The sequence below is a fragment of the Lentzea sp. NBRC 102530 genome (assembly GCF_030269365.1).
Lineage (GTDB): Bacteria > Actinomycetota > Actinomycetes > Mycobacteriales > Pseudonocardiaceae > Lentzea.
Map to the genome: position 1 here is coordinate 634,504 of NZ_BSTF01000003.1, position 23,937 is coordinate 658,440.

The 23,937-nt window shown below is 68.8% G+C and carries 28 protein-coding genes; 21 read left to right on the top strand and 7 right to left on the bottom strand.

The genetic code is table 11. The features are described from left to right. The first annotated feature begins 20 nt into the window (after positions 1 to 20). The 6 genes from QSK25_RS10755 (at position 21) to QSK25_RS10780 (ending at position 4,839) form a co-directional block, all read left to right on the top strand. Positions 21 to 758 carry an ESX secretion-associated protein EspG gene (locus QSK25_RS10755; RefSeq protein ID WP_285637242.1) on the top strand — a complete coding sequence of 246 codons (738 nt, stop codon included), beginning with the start codon at positions 21 to 23 and terminating at the stop codon, positions 756 to 758. A gap of 133 nt (positions 759 to 891) precedes the next feature. Beyond that, positions 892 to 1,197: a hypothetical protein gene (locus QSK25_RS10760; protein ID WP_285637244.1), complete on the top strand. Its 306-nt coding sequence runs from the start codon at positions 892 to 894 to the stop codon at positions 1,195 to 1,197. 2 nt (positions 1,198 to 1,199) lie between these two features. After that, positions 1,200 to 2,366 (top strand): transglycosylase SLT domain-containing protein, encoded by a 1,167-nt coding sequence (locus QSK25_RS10765; protein ID WP_502881821.1) that lies wholly within the window; start codon positions 1,200 to 1,202, stop codon positions 2,364 to 2,366. Between the two features lie 365 nt (positions 2,367 to 2,731). Further along, the gene (locus QSK25_RS10770) at positions 2,732 to 3,862 is read left to right on the top strand and encodes a pyridoxal phosphate-dependent aminotransferase (protein WP_285637249.1); all 1,131 of its coding nucleotides are present in this window, start codon (positions 2,732 to 2,734) and stop codon (positions 3,860 to 3,862) included. A gap of 63 nt (positions 3,863 to 3,925) precedes the next feature. Then, positions 3,926 to 4,075, top strand: a complete 150-nt coding sequence (locus QSK25_RS10775; RefSeq protein WP_030465871.1) for a hypothetical protein — start codon at positions 3,926 to 3,928, stop codon at positions 4,073 to 4,075. A 38-nt stretch (positions 4,076 to 4,113) separates the two neighbouring features. Next, positions 4,114 to 4,839, top strand: coding sequence for a potassium channel family protein (locus tag QSK25_RS10780; RefSeq protein ID WP_285637257.1), 726 nt, complete (start codon positions 4,114 to 4,116; stop codon positions 4,837 to 4,839). On the opposite strand, the gene QSK25_RS10785 is transcribed toward QSK25_RS10780, so the two are convergent. Together QSK25_RS10785 and QSK25_RS10790 are read right to left on the bottom strand one after the other, a co-directional pair. Continuing rightward, entirely contained in the window at positions 4,783 to 5,379 is a 597-nt protein-coding gene (locus tag QSK25_RS10785; protein ID WP_285637260.1) for an HAD-IA family hydrolase, read from the bottom strand. The two genes, QSK25_RS10780 and QSK25_RS10785, sit on opposite strands and share 57 nt — an antisense overlap. Beyond that, entirely contained in the window at positions 5,379 to 6,380 is a 1,002-nt protein-coding gene (locus tag QSK25_RS10790; protein WP_285637629.1) for a GntG family PLP-dependent aldolase, read from the bottom strand. The genes QSK25_RS10785 and QSK25_RS10790 overlap by 1 nt, the downstream gene beginning before the upstream one ends. Positions 6,381 to 6,503: 123 nt before the next feature. On the opposite strand from QSK25_RS10790, the gene QSK25_RS10795 reads away from it, so the two are divergent. The 7 genes from QSK25_RS10795 to QSK25_RS10825 are packed head-to-tail and all read left to right on the top strand — an operon-like array spanning position 6,504 to position 11,908. After that, on the top strand, positions 6,504 to 7,022 hold the full coding sequence (locus QSK25_RS10795; protein WP_285637263.1) for a SigE family RNA polymerase sigma factor: 519 nt from the start codon (positions 6,504 to 6,506) through the stop codon (positions 7,020 to 7,022). A 20-nt stretch (positions 7,023 to 7,042) separates the two neighbouring features. After that, the gene (locus QSK25_RS10800; RefSeq protein WP_285637266.1) at positions 7,043 to 7,717 is read left to right on the top strand and encodes a hypothetical protein; all 675 of its coding nucleotides are present in this window, start codon (positions 7,043 to 7,045) and stop codon (positions 7,715 to 7,717) included. Between the two features lie 27 nt (positions 7,718 to 7,744). Beyond that, positions 7,745 to 8,326: a TetR/AcrR family transcriptional regulator gene (locus QSK25_RS10805; RefSeq protein ID WP_285637270.1), complete on the top strand. Its 582-nt coding sequence runs from the start codon at positions 7,745 to 7,747 to the stop codon at positions 8,324 to 8,326. A 57-nt stretch (positions 8,327 to 8,383) separates the two neighbouring features. Further along, on the top strand, positions 8,384 to 8,917 hold the full coding sequence (locus QSK25_RS10810) for a SigE family RNA polymerase sigma factor (protein WP_266035830.1): 534 nt from the start codon (positions 8,384 to 8,386) through the stop codon (positions 8,915 to 8,917). Next, positions 8,914 to 9,678, top strand: a complete 765-nt coding sequence (locus QSK25_RS10815) for a hypothetical protein (protein ID WP_285637277.1) — start codon at positions 8,914 to 8,916, stop codon at positions 9,676 to 9,678. The genes QSK25_RS10810 and QSK25_RS10815 overlap by 4 nt, the downstream gene beginning before the upstream one ends. 20 nt (positions 9,679 to 9,698) lie before the next feature. Beyond that, positions 9,699 to 11,117 (top strand): adenylosuccinate lyase, encoded by a 1,419-nt coding sequence (gene purB, locus QSK25_RS10820; RefSeq protein ID WP_285637279.1) that lies wholly within the window; start codon positions 9,699 to 9,701, stop codon positions 11,115 to 11,117. Then, positions 11,114 to 11,908: an MOSC domain-containing protein gene (locus QSK25_RS10825; protein WP_285637281.1), complete on the top strand. Its 795-nt coding sequence runs from the start codon at positions 11,114 to 11,116 to the stop codon at positions 11,906 to 11,908. Before purB ends, QSK25_RS10825 begins: the two co-directional genes overlap by 4 nt. A 12-nt stretch (positions 11,909 to 11,920) precedes the next feature. Here the strand turns inward: QSK25_RS10825 and QSK25_RS10830 are convergent, their stop codons facing one another. Further along, complete coding sequence (locus tag QSK25_RS10830) at positions 11,921 to 12,361, bottom strand: hypothetical protein (protein ID WP_285637284.1); 441 nt, start codon at positions 12,359 to 12,361, stop codon at positions 11,921 to 11,923. A gap of 86 nt (positions 12,362 to 12,447) precedes the next feature. Here QSK25_RS10830 and QSK25_RS10835 point away from each other — a divergent pair, with 86 nt between their 5' ends. Together QSK25_RS10835 and QSK25_RS10840 are read left to right on the top strand one after the other, a co-directional pair. Continuing rightward, on the top strand, positions 12,448 to 13,323 hold the full coding sequence (locus QSK25_RS10835) for a phosphoribosylaminoimidazolesuccinocarboxamide synthase (RefSeq protein ID WP_285637287.1): 876 nt from the start codon (positions 12,448 to 12,450) through the stop codon (positions 13,321 to 13,323). A gap of 50 nt (positions 13,324 to 13,373) precedes the next feature. After that, positions 13,374 to 14,024 (top strand): polysaccharide deacetylase family protein, encoded by a 651-nt coding sequence (locus QSK25_RS10840; protein ID WP_285637290.1) that lies wholly within the window; start codon positions 13,374 to 13,376, stop codon positions 14,022 to 14,024. Here QSK25_RS10840 and QSK25_RS10845 read toward each other — a convergent pair. Then, positions 13,987 to 14,610 carry an MBL fold metallo-hydrolase gene (locus QSK25_RS10845; protein WP_285637294.1) on the bottom strand — a complete coding sequence of 208 codons (624 nt, stop codon included), beginning with the start codon at positions 14,608 to 14,610 and terminating at the stop codon, positions 13,987 to 13,989. The two genes, QSK25_RS10840 and QSK25_RS10845, sit on opposite strands and share 38 nt — an antisense overlap. 237 nt (positions 14,611 to 14,847) lie before the next feature. Here QSK25_RS10845 and QSK25_RS10850 point away from each other — a divergent pair, with 237 nt between their 5' ends. Continuing rightward, positions 14,848 to 15,801: a trypsin-like peptidase domain-containing protein gene (locus tag QSK25_RS10850; RefSeq protein WP_285637297.1), complete on the top strand. Its 954-nt coding sequence runs from the start codon at positions 14,848 to 14,850 to the stop codon at positions 15,799 to 15,801. On the opposite strand, the gene QSK25_RS10855 is transcribed toward QSK25_RS10850, so the two are convergent. Then, positions 15,785 to 16,765, bottom strand: a complete 981-nt coding sequence (locus QSK25_RS10855; RefSeq protein WP_285637299.1) for an NAD-dependent epimerase/dehydratase family protein — start codon at positions 16,763 to 16,765, stop codon at positions 15,785 to 15,787. The genes QSK25_RS10850 and QSK25_RS10855 overlap by 17 nt on opposite strands. A 159-nt stretch (positions 16,766 to 16,924) precedes the next feature. Between QSK25_RS10855 and QSK25_RS10860 the strand changes: the two genes are divergently transcribed. From QSK25_RS10860 to purL, 4 genes are all read left to right on the top strand, one after another. Beyond that, the gene (locus QSK25_RS10860) at positions 16,925 to 17,470 is read left to right on the top strand and encodes a hypothetical protein (RefSeq protein WP_285637302.1); all 546 of its coding nucleotides are present in this window, start codon (positions 16,925 to 16,927) and stop codon (positions 17,468 to 17,470) included. Positions 17,471 to 17,701: 231 nt separating this feature from the next. After that, complete coding sequence (purS, locus tag QSK25_RS10865; protein WP_030477798.1) at positions 17,702 to 17,941, top strand: phosphoribosylformylglycinamidine synthase subunit PurS; 240 nt, start codon at positions 17,702 to 17,704, stop codon at positions 17,939 to 17,941. Beyond that, positions 17,938 to 18,609: a phosphoribosylformylglycinamidine synthase subunit PurQ gene (gene purQ / locus QSK25_RS10870; protein WP_285637315.1), complete on the top strand. Its 672-nt coding sequence runs from the start codon at positions 17,938 to 17,940 to the stop codon at positions 18,607 to 18,609. Before purS ends, purQ begins: the two co-directional genes overlap by 4 nt. Further along, positions 18,606 to 20,858: a phosphoribosylformylglycinamidine synthase subunit PurL gene (gene purL / locus QSK25_RS10875; RefSeq protein WP_285637318.1), complete on the top strand. Its 2,253-nt coding sequence runs from the start codon at positions 18,606 to 18,608 to the stop codon at positions 20,856 to 20,858. The genes purQ and purL overlap by 4 nt, the downstream gene beginning before the upstream one ends. A 38-nt stretch (positions 20,859 to 20,896) precedes the next feature. Here purL and QSK25_RS10880 read toward each other — a convergent pair whose 3' ends face one another. Both QSK25_RS10880 and QSK25_RS10885 read right to left on the bottom strand, forming a co-directional pair. After that, entirely contained in the window at positions 20,897 to 21,691 is a 795-nt protein-coding gene (locus QSK25_RS10880; RefSeq protein WP_285637321.1) for a lysozyme, read from the bottom strand. Positions 21,692 to 21,733: 42 nt separating this feature from the next. Next, positions 21,734 to 22,573, bottom strand: coding sequence for an aldo/keto reductase (locus QSK25_RS10885; RefSeq protein WP_285637325.1), 840 nt, complete (start codon positions 22,571 to 22,573; stop codon positions 21,734 to 21,736). Positions 22,574 to 22,651: 78 nt separating this feature from the next. On the opposite strand from QSK25_RS10885, the gene QSK25_RS10890 reads away from it, so the two are divergent. Then, entirely contained in the window at positions 22,652 to 23,545 is an 894-nt protein-coding gene (locus QSK25_RS10890; protein WP_502881822.1) for a LysR family transcriptional regulator, read from the top strand. Positions 23,546 to 23,937 lie beyond the last annotated feature (392 nt).

Sequence of the window (23,937 nt, forward strand, 5' to 3'; positions counted from 1 at the left end):
CTTTGAGCTCACCAGGTTCTGTGGTTCTGTCCACAGTGGAGTTCGCCGTGGTCTGGGAGGCGCAACGCCTCCCGGCCGCGCACGTCGCGCTGGACACGCGGATCCCCTCCATCACCCACACCGAGAAGGCCGAGGTGGTGAAGCGGGCCTGGGAGTCACTCGAGGCGCGCGGCCTCGCCCGCAACGGGCGGGTCGTGCCGGAGCTCGCGGACGGGTTCGCCCTGCTGGCCAACCACCAGGTGGCCATCGACCTGTGGATCTGGGCCGACCGGCAGATCAGCGGACTCGCCGCGGCGATCGGCGACGAGGCGATCCTCGCCGTGCAGGACCGCGACGAGATGTGGTTGATCGAGGCACGCGGCACGGCACTCGCCGAGGCCGCGGTGTCGGTCGCCGGTGAGATGCCCGCCGGGTTCGGGCGGTCGATCAGCATGCCGTACGACGAGCTGGTCTCCGCTGCCAAGAACGTCGGGCTGGACGCACAACGCATGATCACCTCGTTGGAGCGGCAGGGAATGCGGCTCGGCGACGCTCAGGAGCTCGCCGGCATGCTCGACGGCATCTCGACGCGCGGGCAGTTCGGCGTGCAGCGCAACGGACACCGCGCCGCACGCGTCGTTTCGTTCCACGACACGCACAACGGGCGGTACCTGCGCCAGCTCAAGCCGAGCAGCGACGGCCGTCAGTGGTGCACGATCACGCCCGTCGACAACCACCGGCTCGCCGGGTCGATCTGGGAACTCCTGCAAGAAGTCTGATCACGGAACCCCCGTTGATGCCCGCCCGTCGAACTCGACGGGCGGGCATCGTCGTTCGAAAGAGCGAATCGCCGCACCGCCCGGCGCAATTCGTTCTAAGGTCAGCGAGCAGACGTTGAGGGGGTAGGCGCGCGTGGCTGCGACGAAGTTCAACACGGAAGCCATGGAACAGTGCCGAACGACCGTGAGCAGTCAGGCCGGGCAATTCGGCGCGATCGGTGACGGCTTTTCCGGCCAGTACGGCAATCCGGACATTTTCGGGAAACTCGGCTCTTCCGGTGCGATCTCGGGCGCGGTGTCCGCATTGGACCAAGCGGGCGCCCAGGAGTTCGAAGCGGCCGAGAAGGTGCTGCGCAAGGTGGAAAGCGCACTCGACGCGATCCAGACCAACGTGGACGACGTCGAGGAAGTCAACAAGAACTCCATGAGGGCGGTGTAGCCGTGAGTGCGATGGACGAAGTCGCGGCGCTGCCTGGCGGCGCGGAACTGGCCGCGCTCGCCGACAAGGTCGAGACCGCCCAGCCCCAGGCCGTCCGCGACATCGCGACCCGCTGGAAGCAGGCCGCCGGCAAGTGCGGCGACCAGACAGGCGTCCTGCAACGCTCCGTCGCGCAGCTCGACGGGGGCTGGGAAGGCAAGTCCGCCGACGGCTTCGTCGCCTACATGGGCAACGTCACCAAGTGCGGCACCTCGATGGCCGAAGCGCTCACCAACGCCGCGACCGACCTGGAGGCGGCCGCGAGCGCACTGGAAACCGCCAAGACGTCGATGAGCCGCATCTGCGAGAACCTCCTGAGCCGAGCCCGCCAGACCCGTCGGCAACTCCGCGGCCAGCCCCAGGAGGACGTCGACAGCGTCATCCGCAGCTACGTCGCCGAGGCCCTCAGCGACGCCAACCCGGTCATCTCCCAGGCGGAAACCGCCGTCAACGCCGCAGCCGGCACCCTGAAGGGCCGCCCCGCAGCCCTGACCCCGAAGTTCTCGACCCTGGCGGACCCGAACACCCAGTCGTTCGTCCCGGCCCCCGGCAAGCCCGTCGACTGGGCCCCGACCGCCCCGCCCGACGACTCGACCAAGGCGTCCTCCACCGCCACCTCGACCCCGCCGGCGCCCGCGCCTTCGGGCAACGGCGGCGGTGGAGGTGGTGGCGCTTCCGGTGGTGGTGGAGGCGGCGGTGGTGGAGGCGGCGAGGGCGGTGGCATGGGCGGCCTCGGCGCCAGCGGCGGCCCGCCCTCGGGCAGCCCGCCTCCGGGCAACGTGGAGGAGTGGATCCGCGAGGCCATCAAAATCCTCCAGGCCAATGGCATCCCGGTCACCGAAGAGAACATCGACGAGATCTGGAAGATCATCGAGAAGGAGTCGAGCGGCAACCCGCACGCCATCAACCTCTGGGATTCCAACGCCCAGGCGGGCACACCTTCCAAGGGCCTGATGCAGTGCATCGACTCGACCTTCAACGCCCACAAGCTGCCCGGCCACGACGACATCTGGAATCCGGTCGACAACATCATCGCCGGCGTCCGCTACACCTTCTCGCGCTACGGAGGCTTCGAAGGCCACCCAGGCCTGAAGGCAATGGCCCAGGGCGGCGGCTACCAAGGGTATTAACGCCCACGATCGGGTGAGCTTTGTCCTGAACCCGGCCCTTCTCCGTCAGATATGTCGTGACGGAAAAGGGCCGGGTTTTGGTTGTCCACACCCACATGGGTAGTGAATGTCCCAAAACACTGTTCTCGTTCCTCCCGCTATACGGAAGCGCGGGGGGCGGACCGGAGGGTGCCGGGCGGACGGAGGGGCGACGGGCGGACGGAGAGGGCAACGGCAGGGGACCGGGTGAGAGCGACGGCAGGGGCCGGGTGAGGCTGGTGAGGGAGGCGCTGGCGGTCGGCAGGCCGGCAGGTGGTGGGTGGCAAGGGGTAGGACGGTTCGCGTGGGCTGGGCCTGCGTGGTGGGTGGGGAGTTAGCCTGGCGGCATGCTGACCGTGGCTGCCCGCGCCGACGTCCCGCCCTTCCACGTCATGGACGTGCTGTCCGCCGCCGCCCAGCGGCAGCGCACGCACGGGGACGTGATCTCGTTGGCCGCCGGACAGCCGTCGAGTCCTGCGCCGCGGCCCGTGCGGGACGCTGCGGCGCGTGCCCTCGAGCAGCACTCGCTCGGGTACACCGAGCAGCTGGGGATTCTCGAGCTGCGGCAGGCGATTGCCGGGCATTACCGCCGGCAGTACGGGCTTGAGGTGGCCGCGGACGACGTGGTGGTGACCACCGGGTCGTCGGGGGCGTTCACGTTGGCGTTTCTGGCCGCCTTCGACGCCGGGGACCGGGTGGCGTTGGCGCGGCCCGGGTATCCGGCTTACCGGAACATCCTCAAGGCGTTGGGGTGTGAGGTCGTCGAGCTGCCCTGTGGGCCGGAGACCCGGTTCCAGCCCACGGTGGAGATGCTCGATCCCGGGCTCAAGGGCGTGATCGTCGCCAGCCCTGCCAATCCCACCGGGACGGTCGCCGACGTCGAGCCGATCGCGAAGTGGTGTGCCGGCAACGGGGTTCAGCTGATCAGTGACGAGATCTACCACGGGATCAGCTACGGGGAGCCGTTGCGGTGTGCCTGGGAGACGAGTCGGGACGCGATCGTCGTCAACTCGTTCTCGAAGGCCTTTGCGATGACCGGGTGGCGGCTGGGGTGGATGTTGTTGCCGGAGAGGCTGCGGAGGGCCGTGGATTGCCTGACGGGCAACTTCACGTTGTGTCCGCCGGCGTTGGCGCAGTACGCGGCGGTTGAGGCGTTTCACGCCGATTCGTACGCGGAGACGGCCGGCCACCTCCAGCGGTACAAGGTCAACCGGGATCTGCTGCTCGAGGGCCTGACGGACCTGGGGATCGGGAAGTTGGCGCCCGCTGACGGGGCCTTCTACGTGTACGCGGACGTGCGGCACCTGACGGACGACTCGATGGGGTTCTGCCGGAAGTTGTTGGCGGACACCGGGGTCGCGATCGTGCCCGGCATCGACTTCGACCCCGTGGACGGGCACCAGTTCGTGCGGATGTCGTTCGCCGGCGCCACGCAGGACGTCGAGGAGGCTCTTCGGCGGTTGAAGGCCTGGCTCTGAAGCAAGACGCGTGCAACAAAAACGCGGGGCCGGACGTTCACGGAACGGAGCAGGGAGGTTCCTATGTGGGCGATCATCGGGTGGCTGGTGGCGATCTGGATCGTGCTGGCCGTGGTGGGGGCTGTCGTGAAAGGCCTTTTCTGGCTCGCTGTGATTGGAGGACTACTCCTCGCAGGCACCGCGGCTTACGGTGCGATCAAATCCAGGCGATGACCCTGGATAAATGACGGCGCACCGCTCACCATGGGGCGGTGTTGCTGGCGAACGAGGCCCGCCTCGAGCGGTGGGAACGAAAGGTCGAGTGGCCGTTGACGGCACTCGCCGTGGTCTTTCTCGCCGCCTACGCGTGGCAGGTTCTGGACGACCACGGGGCCATGCACTTCACCCTCGAAGTGGTGTTGTGGCTGGTCTGGGCGGTGTTCGCGGCCGACTTCGCGACCAGGATGATGTTGGCGCAGAACAAGTTGAAATTCCTCAGGACGCACCTTTTCGATCTTGCCGCGGTCATCCTGCCGATGGTTCGGCAGCTGAGAGTGCTCAGGCTGATCACGGTCATCACGTTGCTGAACAAGAAGTTCCAGGACAAGATCCGGCAGCGGGTGAGCATTTACGTCGCGGGCGTGACGGCAATAGTCGCGTTTTGTGCGAGCCTCGCCGTGCTGGACGCGGAAAGGCACGCGGAAAACGCCAGCATCACCACGTTCGGCGACGCGCTGTGGTGGACGCTGACCACCATGTCGACGGTCGGGTACGGCGACCGCTACCCCGTCACGGGTGAGGGGCGGCTGGTCGCGGGGCTGCTCATGGTCGGCGGGATCGCGTTGCTCGGTGTCATCACCGGAACGATCGCGAGCTGGCTCGTCGAGAAGCTGCGCGGCGTCGAGAACGCCGAGCTCGAAGCGGCCGAGGAGCTCAGGAACCTACGCGCGGAGATCGCCGAACTCCGCAAGGAGCTCAATGCGCGCAGCAGCGGCTGAGGTCCACAACCGCGCGTCCCAACCGGCCGCCAGTGCACCATCTACATTGGACTGCCGGTCGTCGAAGAAGATGACGTCCTTCGAGCCGATCAGCGACGACGTGTGCTCCCAGATCGCCGCGTCCGGCTTGGCCAGCAGCAGATCACCGGAGAACACCAGGTGCCGGAAGTGCCCGGCCCACGAGGATTCCGAGGCCAGCCGTGCGAACGTCACGGGCGCGTTCGACAGCAACGCCAGGGGAACACCCAGGGCAGCCAGGTCCTCGATCAACGCGACGGTCTCGGGCACCGGATCGTCCAGCCACCCGCCGTTGTCGAGCGCGGTCATCTCCCGCACCTCGTCCGCCGAGAACGACCGCCCCAGCACCGACCCGATCAACGCCCAGTAGTCGGCGTCCGAGGAACCGCGGTCGTAGGCGTCCCGGTTCCAGTAGGCGGCCTCGAACGCGTCCAGCGACACCCCGAGCCGGGCCGCCATCGCGGGCAGGGCGGGGTTGCGGCGGCTGATGACCTCGCCGAAGTCGAACACGATCCAGCGCATCAGACGCTCTCCCGCACCCGGCGCAGCACCTCGGCGATGTCGGACGAGTCCACGTCGCCGTGCGTCACGAACCGGACCTTGCCCGACATCGGACTGGCGAGCACCCCGGCCTCGCGCAACGACAGCAACGTCTTGTCCAGTTCGGGAACGGACGCCAGCACGATGTTCGTCGCGGGCTCCTCCACGTCCCACCCGAGCGAACGAAGCCCGGCAGCCAGATCGGCGGCACAAGCGTGATCAGCGGCCAACGACGAGATCCGGTCCAGGGCGACGAGCCCGGCCGCGGCCAGCACACCGCCCTGCCGCACCCCGCCGCCCAGCATCTTCCGCACCCGCCGAGCCTCGACGACGAAGGCGGACGACCCGGCCACCACGGACCCGACCGGCGCCCCGAGCCCCTTCGACAGGCACACCTGCACGGTGTCGACACCAGAGACCAAAGAAGAAGGCGGCACACCGAGCGCCACGGCCGCGTTCCACAACCGGGCCCCGTCCAGGTGCACGGCCAGCCCGCGGGACCGAGCAGCGGCGACCAACTCGCCGTGAGCGGAAGCCGAGGTGACCGTGCCGCCGGCAGCGTTGTGCGTGTTCTCCAAGCACAACAACGTCGTCCGCAGCCCGTAGTAAGGCGACTCGCCACCAGCGGCCGCGACGACGGCGGCAGGCGTCACGTCGACCAGCGCGTGCGGCATCCCGCCGGCCAGCCAGGCCGCGGTCCCCAGTTCGGCGTCCAGCACGTGCGCCCCGAGCGGCGCGAGGAACCGGTCCCCCCGCGACAGGTGCAGGTACAAAGCGATGAGGTTGCCCATCGAACCGGAGGGAACCCACAGAGCGGCCTCGACGCCGAGGAGCGCGGCCACCCGCTCCTCCAGGGCGGCCATCGTCGGGTCGTGGTCGAGGACGTCGTCGCCGACCTCGGCCGCCGCCATGGCCCGGCGCATCGCGTCGTCGGGCTGGGTGACGGTGTCCGAGCGCAGGTCAATGGGCTTCACAACCCCGATCACATCACATCAGGTGAACGACCGAGGGGGTGATGTAGCTCTCGCCGGAGGTTCGTGCAACCGTTGGTGGCCCAGGTTCCGTCCAGTCAGTGCAACTCGATGAACGAGCGGAGAGCAGTCCGCGTGGATCAGCGCGACGAGCAGGAGTTCGCGGAGTACTTCGTGGCTCGCCGTGAGGCTGTGCGCCGAACGGCATACCTGCTGTGCGGCGACTGGCACCGCGCTGACGACTTCGCGCAGACGGCGTTCGTGGCACTGCACAGGAGGTGGCGGAAGATCCGGGACAAGCAGGCTCTGGACGCTTACGTCCGCCGCAGCGTCGTGCGCGCGGTGATCGACGAGTCCCGCCGGCCGTGGCGGCGCGAGAAGTTCACCGACGACATGCCCGAGTCACCGACGACGGACACCGAGATCGGCGAGACGGTCGCGACGCGCGAGGCGTTGATGAAGGGCCTGCGCAGAGTCCCGCCGAGGCAACGGGCGGTGCTCGTGCTGAGGTTCCTGGAGGGCCTCGACGTCACGGCCACGGCCGAGGCGCTGAAGTGCTCGGAGGGAACTGTGAAGAGTCAGACCGCGCGCGGGCTGGCCGCTCTCAGGGAAGCTCTGGGAGACACCATCGACGACCTGCGACCGGCGTCGTGACCAGCGAGAGGAGGACGTAGATGGACGAGCAGAAGCTCGCGGACCTGTTCCGCGACGCCGCACACGACGCGCCACCGGCGTCCTTCGACGTCGGTGACATCCGCACGGGCTCGCGCAGGGCCACGCAGCGCAGGCGCAACTCGATCGCCGCCGGCACCGCCTTCGTCGTGGTGCTCGGCTTCGGTGGCGTCTTCGCCGTGAACAGCGGGACGAGCCAGGACACGAGCGCCATGAACAGCGCCGGTTCTGGGCAAGACCGGAACGAGGCGGCAGAATCGCCGATGTCGCCGCAGAAGGCGAACCCGCCCACGAACTTCGCCGGCAAGGAAACGTCCACGCAGGGGGACGGGTCCACGCTGGGAAGCACCGGCCTCGGTGCCGGTGACAGCACAGTGCAGGGCTGTGCAGGTGTGAACCGAGAGCTCGCCGACGCCCTCGCCGTCGAGCTTTCGGTTCCACCGGACACCGCGCAGACGCCCACGTTGAGCTGCTCCCCCGACAGCCGCTCGGCCGCGTTCAAAATCGACGGCCTCACCGTCACCGCGATCGTCACGCCGCAGCAGTTCGAGGCACCGCAGGGCACGGAGAAGCGCGAGACCGCGAAGGGCCAGGACCTCTACGTGTACACGGAGGGCGAAGGGCAGCTGAAAGTGCAGGTCCGCAGGGTTGCGGACGCACTGGCGCCCAAGTTCTGACCGAACGCCCAGTACCCTGGCTCGACTATGACGGCAGCAACTCCCAAGGGCGAGCGCAGGCGGCAGGCGCTCGTGGAGGCCGCGTCCGGCCTGTTCGCGGAGGGCGGTTTCGACGCGATCAGGCACCGCGCGGTCGCCGAACGCGCTGGTCTGCCGCTCGCGTCGACCACGTACTACTTCGACTCCCTCGACGAGCTGATCACCGCGGCCGTCGAGCACCACGGCCGCAGCGAGCTCGCGAGCTTCCGCGAGCGGCTCTCGTCGATCTCCGAGCAGATGACCGACGACGTGCTCGTCGAGTTCATGCTCGACCTGCTCGTCGGCGAGGACGCGACCGACGTCGAGGCCGTGCTGCTGCGCTACGAACGCCTGGTCGCGACCGGCCGCCGCCCGTACCTGCGGCCGTTGATGCGGGTGCTGTCGACCGAACTGCGCGGGCTCATCGCGGACGTGTTCACGCGCTCGGGCCGGGACGTCGGCCCGGAACGGATCGAGGAGCTGATTGCGCTGGTCGACGGCTCGGTGGTCAACTCGTTCATCGAGCTCAAGTCCGATCCGCGCGGCGTCGCGGGCAGGATGCTCCGTTCGGCCCTTTCGCGTCACGGGTGATGCAACCCCACGTTCCTCCGCTGCGTTCCCCTGGTTGAGGACGCGAGAGGGGATCGCATGCGCAAGGCCGATGAACAGGGCTTTCGTGAATTCGCGGCAGCCAATGCCGCGTCTTTGCGACGTACTGCGTACCTCTTTTGTGGCGACTGGCACACAGCGGAAGACCTGATGCAGTCGAGCCTCATGAAGATGTACCTCGCCTGGAAGCGGATCAAGGACCTCGACAACCTGATCGCCTACGCCCGCAAGGTGCTGCTGCGCACCTGGCTGGACGAGAAGCGCAGGCCGTGGCGCAGAGCCGAGCAGCGCGACGGAGAGCTGCCCGACGCCGCCGACGCCACCGTGGACCCGGACACGACCAGTGCGAAGTTGTGGGCGCGTGAGTTGGTGCACACCGCGTTGCTCCAGGTCCCGCCGCGCCAACGGGCGGTGCTCGTGCTGAGGTACTTCGAGGACCTGTCGGTCGCCGAGGTGGCGGTGGCCATGGGGTGCACCGAGGGCACGGTCAAGAGCCAGACAGCGCGCGGTCTCGCCACGCTGCGCACCATCGTGGAGAAGCTCGACAGCAGTTCGGGGAGGGTCGCGTCGTGAGTGAGCAGGAGATCCGCGAGGGAATGCTGCTGGCCGTCTGGGACGAGCCGCCGCTCGACTTCGACCCCGACACCCTGATCAGGCGGGTGGAGCAGAAAAAAAGTCGACGACGAGCCCTGGTCGCTGTGGGCGTGGCTACGGCGATGATCGCCGTCGTGTCGCTTTCGCTGCCCGGCCTGCTGCCGCGCGAGGACAACGCCCAACTCGCCACCGAGTCGCCGTCCAGCGCGTCGGCCGCGCCGACCGAGTCGCCGGAGCGGCGGGCCCAGCGCCTCGGCGACGGCCTGGTCGCCGGGCTCCGGGCCCGGATGCCGAGCACCAAGGACTCCTACGCGTCGTTCGGCCCCGGCCGCAGCGGGATGTCCCTGCCGTATGAGACGAAACCCCCGCGGTGGAAGGAAGGCGACACCGAGTTCTCCGGCTTCGTCTACTTCTCCGACGAGATCGGGCCGACCGCGCTGAGGGTGTCGGTGCGCAAGGAGAGCTTCTCCAGCGAGCTCTTCTGCTCCGGCGCGGACACGTGCCAGCAGCTGTGGAAGAACAACGGGTCGTTCGTGTACGGGGCCGAGTTCCGCTACAACGACCCGCAGGTCCAGCAGGTGGGAGTGCTGCGCTCGTTCGACAGCGGGCTCGTCGTGGAGATCACGGCCTACGCGCACAACCCCTCGAACGGCAACGGGCAGCGGCAGACCGTGCCGGTGGGCGTGGCTGTGCTCACACAGCTGGTCACGGACCCCGGCGTCGTCTGGGAGACGGGCTGAGGTGCACTAACCTCAGTGACGTGACGAAGCCCCGCATCGCCAACGTCCTCGCAGGTCGGTACGCCTCCACGTCGCTCGCGACGCTGTGGTCCGCCGAGCACAAGATCGTGCTGGAGCGCCAGCTCTGGCTCGCCGTGCTCAAGGCGCAGGCGGCCGCGGGCATCGAGGTCCCGGCCACGGCGGTCGCGGACTACGAGCGCGTGCTGGAGCAGGTCGACCTCGAGTCGATCGCGGCGCGCGAGCGGGTCACCCGGCACGACGTGAAGGCGCGCATCGAGGAGTTCAACGCGCTCGCGGGCCACGAGCAGGTCCACAAGGGGATGACCTCGCGCGACCTGACCGAGAACGTCGAGCAGCTGCAGGTGCTGCGGTCGCTCGAGCTGATCCGCTCCAAGGTCGCCGCCGTGCTCGGCCGCCTCGCGCGCCTCGCCGCCGAGCACGCCGACCTGGTGATGGCCGGCCGTTCGCACAACGTCGCCGCGCAGGCCACGACGCTCGGCAAGCGGTTCGCGACGGGCGCCGACGAGCTGCTGGTCGCGTTCTCCCGCCTCGACGAACTGATCGCGCGCTACCCGTTGCGCGGCATCAAGGGCCCGGTCGGCACCGCCCAGGACATGCTCGACCTGCTCGGCACGCCGGAGAAGCTCGCGGAGCTGGAGCGCACGGTCGCGGGCCACCTCGGCTTCGAGCGCGTGCTCACGTCCGTCGGCCAGGTCTACCCGCGCTCGCTCGACTTCGACGTCGTCTCGACGCTGGTGCAGCTCGCCGCCGCGCCGTCGTCGGTCGCGAAGACCATCCGGCTGATGGCGGGCCACGAGCTCGTCACCGAGGGCTTCAAGCCCGGCCAGGTCGGCTCCAGCGCCATGCCGCACAAGATGAACACCCGCTCGTGCGAGCGCGTGAACGGCTTCGCGGTGATCCTGCGCGGCTACCTGTCGATGGTCGGCGAGCTCGCGGGCGACCAGTGGAACGAGGGCGACGTGTCGTGCTCGGTCGTCCGCCGGGTCGCGCTGCCCGACGCGTTCTTCGCGTTCGACGGCCTGCTGGAGACGTTCCTGACCGTGCTCGACGAGTTCGGTGCGTACCCGGCCGTCGTCGCCCGTGAACTGGACCGCTACCTGCCGTTCCTCGGCACGACGAAGGTGCTGATGGCGGCCGTGCGCGCGGGCGTCGGCCGGGAGACCGCGCACGAGGCCATCAAGGAGAACGCGGTGGCCGTCGCGCTGGCGATGCGCGAGCAGGGCCTCGCGGAGAACGACCTGCTGGACCGCCTCGGCGCCGACGACCGCCTGCCGCTCGACAAGGCCGCCCTGGAGGCGTTGCTGGCCGACCGCCTGTCGTTCACCGGCGTGGCGTCGGCGCAGGTCGCGGCCATCGTCGAGCAGGTCGCGGCGGTCGTCGACAAGTACCCGGCCTACGAGCCGGAACCGATCCTGTGATCGTTTCCTCGCTGGTCGTCCACCCGGTCAAGGGATGTGGCGGGTACCCCGTCACGTCCCGCGCCGTGGAGCCCACCGGGCTGCGCGGCGACCGGATGATGATGCTGGTCGACGAGGACGGCGTGTTCCTGTCGCAGCGCAAGGTGCCGGAGATGGCGGCGATCCGTCCCCGGCTGACGGACGACGCGCTGCTGCACGGCGGATCGGTGTTCCCGATCATCACCGACGGGCCGCGTGTGCCGGTCGTCGTGCACACCTGGCACGGGTTCGGCGTGGACCAGGGCGACGAGGCCGCGGAGTCGTTCTCCCAGGCACTGAAGCGATCCGTGCGGCTCGTGCGCACGCCACCGGACATCCACCGCGAGACCACGGGTGAGACCACCGGCGTCGTCGGGTACGCGGACGGCAACGCGCTGCTGGTGCTCTCGCTGTCCTCATTGGACGGGTTGAACGAGCGCATCCTGGAACGCGGCGGCGAACCGGTGCCGATGGACCGCTTCCGCCCCAACGTGGTCGTGTCCGGCTGGCCGGAACCGCACACGGAGGACCGGGTGCGGCGCGCCGCGATCGGGGACGTGGAACTGGCCTACGCCAAGGACTGCGTGCGGTGCGCGGTGCCGATGGTGGACCAGGGAACAGGGCTGAAGTCCGGGCCGGAGCCGATTCGCACGCTGGCGACCTACCGGCGCGACCCCGACGGCGGGGTCACGTTCGGGATGAAGGCGCAGGTGGTGCGCACCGGCACCATCTCGGTGGGCGACAAGGTCGACGTGCTGGAGTGGCGCGCCTAGGCCGTCTGCCCGCTAGGCCTTCTGCCAGCGCAACCGGTCGCCGCGCTGAGGATCTTTGCGGCACACCAGGTTCTCGCCGAGCAGGCCGATGCCCTTGGCGCCCTCGGGGTCGCAGCGCGCGCCCTCGTTGACCAGCAACCCCTGCTGCGGGGGCGGCTCCGAGGTCGTCGTCTGCTGCACGGGCGCGGGGGGCTGGACCGGCGGCGGCTTCTGCGAGGTCTTGGGCGTGGTCGTCGTCGGGGAGGGTGATGACGACGATGTCTTGACCGTGATGTCGGCGACGTCGGGGGTCGGCACGATGCTCACGGCCTGGGGCACGCTGGAGTTCAGCGAGCCACCAGGAGCAGGAGACGAAATGGGGCTGGAGTCGAAGCTCCACCCGGCCACACCCAGCACGATCAGCAGAGCAGCACTGGCCAAAGCTGGGATCCACAAGGCCTTTCTTGTGAGCACGGGTGCACCTTAAGCTTCTTTTCCTCCGATCTGTAGTGGTGAGGGCCTGTTCGTGCTTCCTGGAACCTGGCCCGTAGGCTCAGGTCGTGCCCACGCTCGCTGACTACCAGCACGTCGCCCGCGGCAAGGTCCGCGATCTGTACGACGTGGACGACGAGCTGCTGCTGTTCGTCGCGTCCGACCGCATCTCCGCGTACGACCACATCCTCAGCACGGAGATCCCCGACAAGGGGCGCGTGCTGACCGCGATGAGCGTGTTCTGGTTCGAGCGGCTCGCCCCGAACCACCTGGTGGCGTTCGACGACCCGCGCATCCCCGCCGAGGTCCGCGGCCGGGCGCTGCTGGTGCGCAAGCTGCGGATGGTCGACGTCGAGTGCGTGGCGCGCGGGTACCTGACGGGCTCCGGCATGGCCGACTACACGGCGACCGGCGCGGTGTGCGGGATCGAGCTGCCGGCCGGGCTGGTCGAGGCGTCCGAGCTGGACCCCCCGATCTTCACGCCCGCCTCCAAGGCCGAGATCGGCGCGCACGACGAGAACGTGTCGTTCGACGTCATCGCCGCGAAGCACGGTGTCGAGCTCGCGTCGAAGCTGCGTGACCGCACGATCGAGCTGTACAGCGAGGCGCGCGCGTACGCGTTGACGCGGGGCCTGATCCTGGCCGACACGAAGTTCGAGTTCGGCCTGGACGCCTCGGGTGAGCTGATCCTCGCGGACGAGGTCTTCACGCCGGACTCGTCGCGCTACTGGCCGGCCGAGGGCTACGAGCCCGGCCGCGTGCAGCCGTCGTTCGACAAGCAGTTCGTGCGCGACTGGCTGACGTCCGCCGAGTCGGGCTGGGACCGCAAGTCGGACGTGCCGCCGCCCCCGCTGCCCGCGGACGTCGTCGAAGCGACCCGTGCGCGCTACATCGAGGCCTACGAGCGCCTCACCGGCCGGTCCTTCGCAGACTGGCTCGCCTGAGTTCTCGCCGGTTTCACGCGGATGTCACCACGGCGTGGCGCACTCATCAGGTGCACTCACAGCTCGTGGTCTCCCTGTCCGGCATCGGTCCGCAGACACTCGACCGATGCGCTGATCTCGCCGCGGCCCTGACGCCGCGGCGCGTGCCGTTGTCGCTGCTCGTGGTCCCCCGCGAGCTCGACAGGGCGCAGGAATGGGTGCGGCAGCGGGCCGCACTGGGTGATGCGGTCGTGCTGCACGGCCTCGGCCAACGGCGGTTGCCCGCCTACGAGGCCGGGCTGCTGCTGACGGGGGCCCGCCTGCAGTTGGACGCCCTCGGGCTCGTCGCCGACACGTTCGCGCCCCGGCGGTGCGTGGCGTCGCCCGGGACGTTGCTCGCGCTGGCCAAGCACAGGTTCTCCCGCTGCGCCGACGCCCACGCCGTGCGCGAGGTGGGCAGCGGGCTCGCGACGCTGGGCCGCCTGCACGCGCTGACCGAACGCAGCAGCTTCGGCGAGCTGAGGTCGTTGGCGCTGGTGTACGCGACGGCCCGGTCCGCGCGCCGCGGTGGGCTGACCCGGGTCACCGTCGACGCCCGTGACCTGCACCGGCCGGGCGCGCGCCAGGCCGTGCTCGACGCCGTGGACATCGCTCTCGCCCACGACGCCGTGCCGACGACCTACGTCAGACTTCCGTCACCTCGCCAGGCGTCAGCGGCCTGACCTCGGTGCCCTCCGGCTTGAGGTTCGTGATCATGCCGTAGACGAACTCGGGCATGGCCAGCAGCTTCTCGTGGATCGGCACGGCCACCCGTGGCTTGACGGCGCGCAGGAAGTCCACGGTCTCGGCGAGGCGCATCCACGGCGCCATCGTCGGCAGGCCGAGCACGTCGACGTCCTCGTCGGGCACGAACAGCGCGTCGCCGGGGTGGTAGAACGCGCCGTCGTTGATCACGTAACCCGCGTTCGCGATGACCGGGACGTCCTCGTGGATCACCGCGTGCGTGCCGTTGACGACCTTGACGCTGATGTCGCCGACCTTGAAGGTGTCACCCGGCCGGGCGACGGTCGTGTTCTCGACCTTGGGTGCGCTGCCCTCGTCGACGATGAGCTGCGCCCGCGGGTTGGCCTCGAGCAGCGCGGGCAGCCGGTTCTCGTCGAGGTGGTCGAGGTGCTGGTGCGTGACCAGCACGGCGTCCAGGTCGGTGACGTCCTCGAACCCCGCGGAGAACGCGCCGGGATCGATCAGCACGCGGGTGGTTCCCGAGTCGAGAAGCACGCAGGAATGACCGAAATGGACAACTTGCATCGAATCCTCCATTACCGACGTTCGGCGGGCTGACACGGCCAGGTGACGTCGGAAGTATCAAAAGGCATGAGGAAAACCCTGCAACTCCTCACGGCACTGGCACTCGCCCTGCCGATGACGTCCATCGTCCCTGCTACCACCACCTCTACTCCTGCTCAGGCCTCTTCGCCGCAGACGCAGGAAATCGGAACTGAGGAAAACGTCTCAGTCCGCGTGGGTGGCGCGAATCGTTCGACGGTGATCGAACGACCGGGCTCCGGCTACGTGAAGCTGCATTTCACGGACCTGCGGATCCTGCCAGGTGACGTGCTCACGGTGTCGAACCCCGACGGCACCGAGAAGTACACGTACACGAGAGATCTCAAGGCCTCGCTCACGGCCACGGTCGACGCGTCCGGCTTCTGGGCCATGTCGATCACCGGGGACCGTGCTCTCGTCTCGGTGACGAACCCGCTGTCGCGCGTCCGGATCGACAAGCTGACGCGCGGCTACACCGAGGCCGAGATGTCGTCCCAGCCGTCCGTGCAGAGCATCTGCGGCACGAACGACTACAAGGACGCCGTCTGCTACCAGTCCAGCAACCCGACCGAGTGGGGCAAGACCGCGTCCGTGGCGAAGCTGCTGCGCAACGGCAGTTCGCTGTGCACGGCGTGGCGCGTCGGCCCCAACAACCGCATGCTCACCAACGAACACTGCTTCACGAGCACCAGCGGCATCGAGGTGTGGTTCAACTACCAGTGCCCGACCTGCGGCGGCACGAACTCGGCCACCGTCACCAAGGTGCTGGCGGCGTCGGTGCTGAAGTACAGCGCCGCGCTCGACTACACCCTCTTCACCGTGAACAACTTCGCGGCCATCAGCTCGTTCGGCTACCTCGAACTGGACGCGCGCGTCCCGGCCGTGGGCGAAGAGATGTACATCGTCGGCCACCCGGCCGGGAAGCTGAAGAAGCTGTCGTTGCGTGACAACAACAACGGCGGCGGCTACTGCGTCGTGCGTGCCGTACGCGTCAACGGCAGCTCGTCGCAGTCCGACATCAGCTACATGTGCGACACCGAAGGCGGCTCGTCCGGCTCACCCGTGCTGTCGAGGCGCACGCACAAGGTGATCGGGCTGCACCACTTCGGCGGCTGCCCGAACCAGGGCGTGCGCATCGACCTCGTCGCCGCGCAGGTCAACTCACTGCTGTAAGGATCTCCTGCTCTTCCTCGGCCGTCAGCCCGGCCTTCCGGGCCCGGTCCAGCCCGAGGCCGCGCTCGTACTCCAGCGAGTCGAGCGCGGTCTCGGCCAGCGGCCTGGTGCGCAACCCGTTGGCGAGCGCGTTGCTCACGTCCCGGCCGACCATCTTCGCCCACTCCTGCGGCAACCACAGGGGCAGCGACCGCGGCCCGGCCCACGGGTTGACCTGCAACTCCTTCAGCACGCTCTCCTTGACCGGCACGAACTGCGTCCCGGGCGGCGCCGTGGCCCCGGCGATCTCCCCGATGGCCATCTGGAACGGCATGACCGGCCCGGTCGAGTCGTACGTCCCGGTGACCCGCTCCTCGGCCGCGAACACGATCCACTGAGCCAGGTCCCGCGCGTCGATGTGCTGAAAACCCAGGTCGGGACTGTCCGGCACGACGACCTTGCCGCCGCGCGCCATCCGCGCGGGCCAGTACCCGAACCGGTCGCTCGGGTCGCCCGGCCCGGTGATGAGCCCCGCCCGCACGATGAACTCGCGGCCGGCCATCGCCTCCCGCACCGCGTTCTCGCTGGCCACCTTGATGCCGCCGTACCGCTCGGACGTGAACTCCTCGTTCGGGTCGTCCTCCAGCGCAGGGAGGAGTTCGTCGCTGCCCGTCCCGTGATCGGCGTAGACGGAGATGCTCGACACGAACGTCCAGTGCGGCGTCGTCCCGCCGAACGCGGCGATCGCGTCCCTGACCCAGTTCACCGAGTACTTGGACACGTCGACGACGGCGTCGAACTGCTCGCCGGCCAACCGGTCGAACGCGCCGGGCCGGTCCCGGTCGACCTGGACCAGCGTGGCGCCCTCCGGCACGCCGCCGGAGGCGCCGCGGGCAGCGCAGAACACTTCGTGGCCGCGGCGGACGGCCTCCGCCGTGATGGCCTTGCTGAGGAACACGGTTCCGCCGAGCACGAGGATCTTCATGATCCCCAGCATCCGTCCGATCGGGCGGGGCTGCCACTGGTCTCGCTTTCGGCGAAATAGCTCGTTGGAATAGGTCCAACGTGCAGTCGTTCGGTCCCGATCGGTTGGAGTTCTTGAACTGGTGTTCGGGGGTGTCGCGGGCGTGCCGATGGACGTTCCGTGAGTCTGCACGCCTTCGTCGACGAGTCGCGGCGAAACAACACGTACCTGCTGGCTGCTGTCCTCGTCGATCCCGGTGACCTGACGCGCACGCGCAAGGCGCTGCGCAGGTTGCTGTTCCCCGGTCAGCGAGAGCTCCACTTCAAGAAGGAGAAGACCGATCGACGCAAGCTGATCGTGTCCAGGCTGGTGTCCATCGGAGCCACCGTGCACGTCTACACCGGCAACTGTTCCGCCGGAGAGGAGGTCGCTCGCCAGGAGTGCCTCATCGCCCTCGTCAACGACCTGGTCGACCTGGACACGAGGAGGCTCGTGCTCGACAGCCGCGAGGAGCGCAACCTCCACGACGCCCAGACGATCCGTGCGACGCTGGGCAAGCGCCCGAGTCACTCGAAGATCATCTACGAGCACCTCGAGAGCACTCACGACGAATTGCTGTGGATCCCGGACATCGTGGCCTGGTGTCACGGTGCGGGCGGTGACTGGGCTCGGCGCGTGCGCTCGCTCGTCGTGAAGGAGACCGCCGTCGACAAGTGGTCCAGATAGCGCAAAGCACAGCGGCCGACCGTCCGGACGGGCACTGTGCTCACTTCCTCGGCCTACGGGGCCTTGGCAAGACCGACTCTACCAAAAGGCCTCGCCGCGGCAAGCTCGTTCACCCGAAGGTGGAGCGGTGACGATGTGCCCCCGAACACGTGTCGGGAGGACGAACTCCCAGGTCAGGTAGGCTCCCGAGGTACCGCCAGCCCCTCTCCGAACACCCAGGAGCAGTCTGTCGTGGCCCGAGTCGTCGTCGACGTCATGCCGAAGCCCGAAATCCTCGACCCCCAAGGCCAGGCGGTGGCGAACGCGCTGCCTCGTCTCGGCTTCGACGGTGTCACCGCCGTCCGCCAGGGCAAGCACTTCGAGCTGGAGGTCGCCGACGACGTCGACGACGCCACGCTCGCCAAGATCGCCGAGACCTTCCTCGCCAACCCCGTGATCGAGGACTGGACCGTGCGCAGGGTCGAGGCATGAGGGTCGGTGTCATCACCTTCCCCGGCACGCTCGACGACGTGGACGCCCAGCGGGCGGTGAGGTACGCCGACGGGGAGGCCGTTCCCCTCTGGCACGCGGACCGCGATCTGCAGAACGTCGACGCCGTGATCGTGCCCGGCGGGTTCTCCTACGGCGACTACCTGAGGGCCGGGGCCATCGCGCGGTTCGCGCCCGTCATGCAGGAAGTGGTCGAGGCGGCGCACAAGGGGATGCCGGTCCTGGGCATCTGCAACGGTTTCCAGGTCCTCGCCGAGGCTCACCTGCTGCCCGGCGCGCTGACCCGCAACCACGAGCTGCACTTCGTGTGCCGCGACCAGTGGCTCCGGGTCGAGAACAACACGACGGCCTGGACCACCAGGTACGACCGCGACGCCGAGATCCTCGTGCCGCTGAAGTCCGGCGAGGGCAGCTACCAGGCCGACGCCGACACGCTCAAGCAGCTCGAGGACGAGAACAGGATCGTCTTCCGGTACGTGGGCGAGAACCCCAACGGCAGCCTGAACGACATCGCGGGCATCTCGAACGCCAGGGGCAACGTCGTCGGCCTCATGCCGCACCCCGAGCACGCCATCGACGCGCTGACGGGACCGACGGACGACGGCCTGGGCATGTTCCTGTCCCTGCTGGACCTGGTGGTGAACGCGTGATCGACACCGTCAAGAACGCCGAGGCGACGCCCGACCAGGAGCAGCCCTACAAGGAGCTGGGCCTCAAGGACGACGAGTACGCACGCATCAAGGAAATCCTCCAGCGCAGGCCCACCGACGCCGAGCTGGCCATGTACTCGGTCATGTGGAGCGAGCACTGCTCGTACAAGTCCTCCAAGGTGCACCTGAAGTACTTCGGTGAGACCACCACGGACGAGATGCGGAGCAAGATGCTGGCGGGCATCGGCGAGAACGCCGGCGTGGTCGACGTCGGCGACGGCTGGGCCGTCACGTTCAAGGTCGAGAGCCACAACCACCCGTCGTACGTCGAGCCCTACCAGGGCGCCGCGACGGGCGTGGGCGGCATCGTCCGGGACATCCTCGCGATGGGCGCGCGGCCGTTGGCGGTCATGGACCCGCTGCGGTTCGGCAAGCCCGACGCGGAGGACACCAGGCGCGTGCTGCCCGGCATCGTCGCGGGCGTCGGCGGCTACGGGAACTGCCTCGGCCTGCCCAACATCGGCGGCGAGGTCGTGTTCGACGAGTCGTACCAGGGAAACCCGCTGGTCAACGCCCTGTGCGTCGGCGCGATGCGGAAGAAGGACCTGCACCTCGCGCACGCCAGCGGCACCGGCAACAAGGTCATCCTCTACGGCGCGCGCACGGGCCTCGACGGCATCGGCGGCGTCAGCGTCCTCGCCAGCGAGACGTTCGACGACACGGCCGGCAAGCGCAAGAAGCTGCCGTCCGTCCAGGTCGGCGACCCGTTCACGGAGAAGGTGCTGATCGAGTGCTCCCTGGAGCTCTTCGAGCAGGGCCTCGTCGTCGGCATCCAGGACCTCGGCGGCGCCGGGTTGTCCTGCGCCACGAGCGAACTGGCGAGCGCGGGCGACGGCGGCATGCACGTGTACCTGGACCGGGTGCCGCTGCGGGCCGCGAACATGACCCCCGCCGAGATCCTCAGCAGCGAGTCGCAGGAACGCATGTGCGCGGTCGTCGAGCCGGGCAACGTCGAGGCGTTCCTGCGGGTCTGCGCCAAGTGGGACGTCATCGCCACCGAGATCGGCGAGGTCACCGAGGGCGACCGCCTGGTCATCACCTACCACGACGAGGTCGTCGTGGACGTGCCTCCGCGCACGGTCGCGCACGAGGGCCCGGTCTACCACCGACCCATCGAGCGCCCCGCTGACCAGGACGAGCTCCAGGCGAACACGCCGGACGGCCTGCCCAGGCCGGAGAACCTGCTGGAACTGATCAAGATCATGGCGGCCAGCCCCAACCTGGCCTCCAAGAAGTGGGTCACGCAGCAGTACGACCGGTACGTCCGCGGTGGCACGGTCCTCGCGCAGCCGAGCGACAGCGGCATGATCCGCATCGACGAGGAGACCGGCCGCGGCGTCGCGCTCTCCACGGACTGCAACGGCCGCTACACCAAGCTCGACCCGTACGAGGGCGCGAAGCTGGCGCTGGCCGAGGCCTACCGCAACGTCGCCACCACGGGCGCCACGCCCGTCGCCGTCACCAACTGCCTCAACTTCGGCTCGCCGGAGGACCCGGCGGTCATGTGGCAGTTCGAGCAGGCCGTGAAGGGCCTCGCGGACGGCTGCGCGGAGCTCGGCATCCCGGTGACCGGCGGCAACGTCAGCTTCTACAACCAGACCGGCTCCACGGCGATCCTGCCGACGCCGGTCGTGGGCGTGCTCGGCGTCATCGACGACGTGCGCCGCCGCATCCCCACCGGGATCGGCGCCGAGGCCGGCGAGACGTTGCTGCTGCTCGGCGAGACCAAGGCGGAGTTCGGCGGCTCGGAGTGGGCGCACCACGTCCACGGTCACCTGGGCGGACTGCCGCCGAAGGTCGACCTCCAGCGCGAGAAGCTGCTCGCGCAGGTGCTCGTCGCGGGCTCGCGGGACGGCATGGTCAGCGCCGCCCACGACCTGGCCGAGGGCGGGCTCGCCCAGGCGCTGGTCGAGACGTGCCTGATCGGCGAGGTCGGCGCGCGGGTGTTCCTGCAGGGCGACCTGTTCACCGAGCTGTTCAGCGAGTCCGCCGGGCGCGTGCTGGTCGCCGTGCCGCGCACGGAGGAGCAGCGCTTCGTCGACATGTGCACGGCGCGCCGCCTGCCGTGGCGCAAGGTCGGTGTCGTCGACCCGGAGTCGAAGGCCCTGGAGATCCAGAGCCTCGGCGAACTCCCGCTCGACGAGCTGCGCGAGGCGTGGGAGGGCACCCTCCCGGCCCTGTTCGATTAGGAATTGCTGAAGGGGCCCCGCGACACGTGGGGCCCCGATCAGCTCGAAGCGATCCGTTGCAGCTGCTCGAACCTGCCGTTGAACAGGTTCTGGTCGCCGGGGAAGAGCCCGGCCGCCTGCCACTGCCAGATCGTGTGGAAGTCGAAGCCCACCGGCAACGGCCCGAGCTTCGAGTTGTAGTGCGCGACCCACAACGGGTTGTTGTCGCCGAACTTGTACGAGCCCCCGACGCACTTGTTCCACCAGCTCGTGGACGTGTAGATCGTCGGATGACGCTTCGTGCGCGCGTAGACCGTGTCGCTGAACGCGCGCACCCACGCGGTCATGGCGGCCTGGCTCATGTTGTAGCAGGTGTCGCCGTACGGGTTGTACTCCATGTCCAGCGCGGGCGGCAGCGTTCGCCCGTCGGGTGACCACCCGCCGCCGTTGTTGACGAAGAAGTTCGCCTGCTCCGCGCCACCGGCCCGGTCCGGCAGCGCGAAGTGGTACGCGCCGCGGATCATGCCGATGTTGAAGGAGCCGTTGTACTGCTGGGTGAACTTGGGGTTCCGGTAGTGGGTGCCCTCGGTCGCCTTGACGTAGGCGAACCGCGCGCCTTTGTCCCAAGAGGACTTCCAGTCGACGTCACCCTGGTGGCTGCTGACGTCCATGCCGGGCACCTTGCCCTCGGTGGGCGGGGATTCCGACGCCGAACGAAGGTCGCCCGTGCCTTCGTGCTTGAGGATCTGGGAGCCCGCTGTGTGGTCCGCGGAGCCCTCGGGCAAGGGCGCCGCGGACGCGGGTGCCGGCGTCATGCCGGCGACGATCGCCACGATGCTGATCAAGGTCCGCATGGACTAGATCGTGCGACCATTTGTCGCAATTTGCTACCGGGGTCACCCGTCCAGGCGGGACAGTTCCTCGGCGGTCAACTCCAGGTGGGTGGCCGCGGCCGAATCCTGGATGCTCGCCGGGCGAGATGCACCCGGAATGGGGACTACCACTTCCGACTTCGCGAGCATCCACGCGAGACAGACCTGGTGAGCGCTGACGCCGTGGGCGTCACCGACCTCCTTGAACGGTCCGCTCAGCGAACCCGCCTTGCCGATCCCGCCGAACGGGCTCCACGGCAGGAAGGCGATGCCGAGCTTCGCGCACAGCTCCAACTCGGGTTCGCTCGATCGGAACAACGGTGAGAACTGGTTCTGCACCGCCGCGAGCCGCCCGCCGAGGATGTCGTTGGCGAGCACGATCTCGTCCGGGTTGAAGTTCGAGACACCGGCGTAGCGGATCTTGCCGCTGTCCAGGATCTCCTTCAGCGCCCCGACCGACTCGGCGATCGGCGTCTTCGGGTCCGGCCGGTGGAACTGGTACAGGAAGATCTGGTCCACGCCGAGCCGCCGCAACGACCCGTCGACGGCCTTGCGCAGGTACTCGGGCCGCCCGTCGAGCGCCCAGCCGCCACCGGCGACCCGCGTGTGACCGCCCTTGGTGGCCACGAACACCTCTTCGGAACGGCCGCGCAGCCCCTCGGCGATGAGCTCCTCGTTGTGCCCGAAGTCCGAGTCGTCGAGCGAGTAGGCGTCGGCGGTGTCGATGAACGTCACGCCCGCGTCCAGCGCGGCGTGGATCGTCTCGATCGCCTGCGAGCGCTCCGGCCTCCCCTCGACGGAGATGGGCATGCCGCCCAGGCCGATGGCGCTGACTTCCACTTCTCCGATGCGACGCTTCTGCATGCCCTCCACTCTGGACCCTGGCGATTAAGCTGTCCAACGCAGAGAAGTGATCTCATTGAGCACTCAGGATGATGAATCGTGGAACTCAGGCAGCTCGAACACTTCCTCGCGGTCGCCGAAGAAAACCACTTCACCAGGGCCGCCCGCCGGATGCACATCGCCCAGTCGGGACTCTCGGCGTCGATCCGGGCGTTGGAGGTCGAACTCGGTGCGCCGCTGTTCCTGCGCACCACCCGCCAGGTCGAGCTGACCCAGGCCGGCCGCGCGCTGCTGCCGGAGGCGCGCAGGGCGCTGGCCAGCATCTCCTCGGCGAAGGACGCCGTCGCCGCCGTGCAGGGGCTGCTGCGCGGCACGTTGTCGGTCGGCAGCCTCCAGTGCCTGCACGTCGTGCACCTGCCGGCCGTCCTCGCGCGCTTCCACGAACTACACCCGGGAGTGGAGATCAGGATGCGCCAGTCCGGCAACGCCGACCTCGTCGAGGAGGTCCGCGCGGGCAGGCTCGACCTCGCGTTCGTCACCCGCCAGCCGAAGATCGCGGACGACCTGCGGGTGTCCACCCTGGCCGCTGAACCCCTGGTGCTCGCGTGCGCGCCGGGAAGCCCGTTCGCGGGCAGGGATTCGGTCGCGCTGGAAGAACTGGCCGGTCAGCCCTTCGTGGACTTCAACCCCGACTGGGGCACGCGCGACCAGGTCGACCGCACGCTCGCCGCGGCCGGGATCGACCGGCACGTCGCCGTCGAGGTCAACGACGTGCACTCGTTGCTCGACTTCGTAATCTTCGGGCTGGGGGTCGCCCTAGTCCCGCAGTCCTTCGCCCTCAAGACCGACCGCGCGCACTTCATCGGCCTTCGCGGGGACGTGCGCGCCGTCGAGACCGTCATCGTCACCACCCACGCGGTCGGCGCGGCGGCGAGCGTTCTCCTCGAGATGACGCTGGAGGCCAAGTCGGGCCGCCTCCTCAGCGCCGGTTAGCCGCCACCCGGTCGCGGAGTCCCGGAACTCGGTTCCCTCCAGCACCTTCAGCGAGCCGCACTGGCCGGCGGGTGGTTTCGGCGACGGGTGGAAGAACCGGCCCACCTCGGAGTCGCCGAGGTCACCGCTCAACTGGACCTCGCGGGCGAAGGTGACCTCCTGGAACGAGATCCCGCCGGGGAACCTGCCGTTCTCCAACTGCAACCGGCCGTGGAACGTGCCGCCGGAGAACAGCGTGACGCTCTGGACGTGGACGTTGCGCAGGTTCGTGATTCCGTAGAACTGCGCCCGCCGCGCCACGAGCCGGTTGACGTGCCTGCCGTCCAACGAGAAGTACTCCAGGACGGCGCCGGTCAGGTCGAGGTCGTAGTGCAGGTGCTTGCGCTTCTTGC